Below are 3787 nucleotides of genomic sequence, written 5' to 3' on the forward strand. Positions count from 1 at the left end.
GCCGGAGTGCGGTTTGGATCTGCATGGTCGATGGTCGCTTCCACCCAACTTCCTTCCTCCACCAACTTTGCAAACAAGCGGATCTGGCCTGTGGTCCTTCCAAGTTCACCGGTAATCCTTCCTTCAGGTAAGTTGCTTTCTTTTGAAGCCAAAGGGATAATGGTGGCTTTTTCAGCCTCCAATCCATCTGCGATTTTTCGGAGAAAAGCCGCTTTCTCTTTTCCTGGAAGGTTTTTATAAAACAAAAATGCTTCCTGTGCTTTGGCAAAAATCTGGTCGTAGGTCATGGAGTTTGGTTAATGGTTGTAATTGTTCTATTTGTTGTAATTGTTGTCGGGTTATCAGGTTGTCTTGTTGTCCTATTTCCAAAGTCTTGTTCTTGCCAAAAAGAAAATCAAGAAACCAAATAAACTTCACCTTGTCACTTCGAACATCGTGAGAAGTCTTTTCTTATCAAAAATATATTGAGAAGAAACCAATTAAAGTTCACCTACTTCGTACTTGGTACTTTGTTCTTGGTACCTGTAAATCGTAATTCGCAAATCTTAAATCGTATTACAGGTTAGGCCTATGTTCCAATCCCCTTTTGATGATATTTTCGATTTTCACCCTTTCTTCACCAATCAAAGTCAGTCTAGGCGCACGGACCCATTCTGTTCCGATGCCTGCCATCTGCTCAGCGAGTTTGATGTATTGTACGAGTTTCGGATGGATATCGAGTTCCAATAAAGGTAAGAACCAACGGTAGATTTTTAAAGCCTCTTCTGTCTTTCCGGCCTTCACGAGGTTATAGACGGCAACAGTCTCTTTTGGAAAAGCACAAACCAACCCGGCAACCCACCCGTCAGCGCTCATCAGCAATTCTTCCATTGCCAAAGTATCGACTCCGCAGAGGATTTTGAACCTGTCTCCAAATAGGTTTCTCATCCTCGTCACATTGGAGATGTCTCTTGTAGATTCTTTGACTGCTTGGATATTTGGGCAATCGGTCAATTCCTCAAACATAGACAAGGTTACCAAAGTCTTGTAATCCACCGGATTGTTATAAATCATGATCGGTAAATCAGTGCTGTTGGCCACGGCCTTGAAGTAAGCAACAGTCTCCCTCGGATCAGAACCATAGCGCATCGGAGGCAAAAGCATCAGTCCTGAAGCTCCCATTTCTTTTGCTTTGTGTGCCCAAAATATTGCGTCTCTCGTTGCTCCTTCGGCAATATTTAAGATAACAGGAACTTTGCCATTGACATACTTCACGGTTTCGGTTGTCAACTGGATTTTTTCCTCCAAACTAAGTACAGAGGATTCACCCAAAGTGCCTCCAAGAATGATTCCATGCACGCCTGCTTCGAGCTGTGCATCGAGGTTTTTGAAAAACATGTCCATGTCCAAACTTCCATCCTGATGGAACTTGGTCGTCACTGCCGGAAATACACCTTGCCAATTCATAGTTGTAGATTTTTTTATTCAAAGATATAAGTAATCCAATTCGGATACATACACTTAATTAGTCAATAGTGATATCATATTGATTTGAAAATAGACTTTTCGAAAAAAATGAATTAATATCATATTGGAATTTAACGAAAGCCAGTTCTTTATTTATGTCTCTCGTTTCTTGCTTCTAAAATATGAGTCTAAAAGTAATCCCCTTCAAAATCCCCAAATCACAAAAGGAGTTTGTCCGCTATCAGGTGGATGAAGGGAGTCACTTCTATGACAAACTGCATCAGCATCCGGAGTGGCAGCTAACCCTTATCCTCGAAGGTAAAGGCCAATTGATGGTTGGAGATTATTTGGGAAGGTTTGAACCTGGAGACATTTACCTGCTGAGTTCAAATGTTCCTCATGTATTCCGGTCTGATGAGGAATATTTTCTCAAAACAAATACCATCAAATCCGTCAGCAACACGATTTTCTTAGATTTTGAGGCTTTGGGCAAAGGCATTTGGGAAGTCGAAGAATTTCTCGAACTCAGACAATGGGTCAATACCATCAAAGGTTGCTATGCCATCAAGGGAGAAATCAGGGAGTCCCTAAAAAATCGGATCCTTTCCTTTGGCAATAAATCAGGATTGGAAAAGGTCCTTTCCGCATTGGAAATGATCCGAAACCTACAGCAATCCAAGGCGATGGAACCTCTCAACCGCCTGATTCCAATCAGGGATTATTCAGAATTGGAGGGCAAAAGGATGGGCCATGTCATGGCTTTTATTCTTGCGGAAAACCACCGAAACATAAGCCTCAAGGAAGTGGCTGATACCGCCAATATGAGCAAGGAGGCTTTTTGCCGCTTCTTTAAAGACCGGACGGGGAAAACCTATACAGAGTTCCTCAACGAACTCCGGATCCACAAATCCTGTCACCTGCTCCAAAATACCGACATGTCGATTTCCCAAATAGCTTACCAAGCCGGTTTCCAAAATCTTTCTTACTTTAATAGGGCTTTTAAAAAATTCAGAAATGAAACCCCGAAGGATTTTCGGAGAAAGATAAAATTCCAAAGCTAGAATTTAAATAACGCAGTATATCAACTTCACAAATTTAGCTAAAATCATGAAGTCAACTTCACAAATTTACCTAAATTCATGAATTAGGGTTTCTGCTTCTTTGAAATCATGTTACTTTGATAAGCTAGTTTTGAAGGAAAAGTAGCTCACAAATCCCTTTAATTTGGGCTTTATAAATAGTAAGAATTACAAGCCCAATACAAAATCATTCAGAACACAAATCCATTTCCAAAAACCATGAAAAAACTCCTCCTATTTTCCTTTTTCCTTTTAATGGCTTTGCAGGCTTCCGCCTCCGAACTGTACCCTGCCATCATGAGCTTTCAGGCGGATCGAAGCGCCCTGAATAGAAAGTACAACAATCCCCTTTCGGATGAATATTTTGAAAGAATAGACATACTGTACAAAGACTGGCTCGATGCTTTGGAAAAAATGCCGTACGATTCCTATTCCTTGGACGGAAAACTGGACTATCAGATTTTCAAAAATTTCCTTGAAAAAGAAAGCTATTTCCACTCCGCATCTTATGAGGAATATAAAGCTGTCAAATCTGTAACAGACTTTGCAGCGCCATTGGAAAAATTCTACCAAGCCAGAAGAATGGCCATCAAGCCCAATGCGCAGGAATTGGCGGCTACTTTCGCACTGGTTGAACAGGAATTGAACAAGAAATGGGAAGCTGAAAAGAAATCAAAACCATACGACAGTTGGCAAAAGGCTGAATTGGCCGCGGGAGTAGTGGAAGCCATGAGAAAAAGTACAGAGGAAGCGTATAAATTTTATTTTGACTACGATCCCGAATTTACTTGGTGGATGAAAATGCCCATGGAAAGTCTTTCAAAAGTCATGACGGGGTATTCGGATTTTTTGAAAAAGCATTTTGTGAATACTGTGGTCAAAGATGACGGTTCAGGCATCATCGGCAAACCGGTAGGAAAAATTGCGATTGAAAAGGAATTACTCTTTAACATGGTTCCCTATTCTGCAGAGGAACTTCTTGCCGAAGGAGAAAAACAATATGCTTGGTGCGAGCGTGAAATGCTCAAGGCTTCTCAGGAAATGGGGTTTGGCAATGACTGGAAAGCTGCTTTGGAAAAAGTCAAAAACACCTACGTCCCGGCAGGGGAATGGCCGCAGATGGTAGGTGAAATGGCGGAGGAAGCCATTGCTTTTTTGGAAGAAAGAGACCTGATGACCATACCCGAGATGGCCAAAGAAACCTGGAGAACATCCATGATGTCAGCCGAACGGCAAAAAGTCAGTCCATTTTTCTTGGGTGG

At 41.6% G+C, this 3787-nt stretch carries 4 protein-coding genes; 2 read left to right on the forward strand and 2 right to left on the reverse strand.

Annotated features, from left to right (window positions below):
• A partial coding sequence (locus ACZFYI_RS17030; RefSeq protein WP_462525328.1) for an aldehyde dehydrogenase family protein occupies positions 1-287 on the reverse strand: 287 nt, incomplete at its 3' end.
• A gap of 268 nt (positions 288-555) precedes the next feature.
• Positions 556-1446 carry a dihydrodipicolinate synthase family protein gene (locus ACZFYI_RS17035; protein ID WP_462525329.1) on the reverse strand — a complete coding sequence of 297 codons (891 nt, stop codon included), beginning with the start codon at positions 1444-1446 and terminating at the stop codon, positions 556-558.
• A gap of 182 nt (positions 1447-1628) precedes the next feature.
• Between ACZFYI_RS17035 and ACZFYI_RS17040 the strand changes: the two genes are divergently transcribed.
• Both ACZFYI_RS17040 and ACZFYI_RS17045 read left to right on the forward strand, forming a co-directional pair.
• Positions 1629-2507, forward strand: coding sequence for an AraC family transcriptional regulator (locus ACZFYI_RS17040; protein ID WP_462525330.1), 879 nt, complete (start codon positions 1629-1631; stop codon positions 2505-2507).
• A gap of 237 nt (positions 2508-2744) precedes the next feature.
• On the forward strand, positions 2745-3787 hold a 1043-nt coding region (locus ACZFYI_RS17045; RefSeq protein ID WP_462525331.1), incomplete at its 3' end, for a DUF885 domain-containing protein.

The sequence above is a fragment of the Aquiflexum sp. genome, assembly GCF_977115555.1.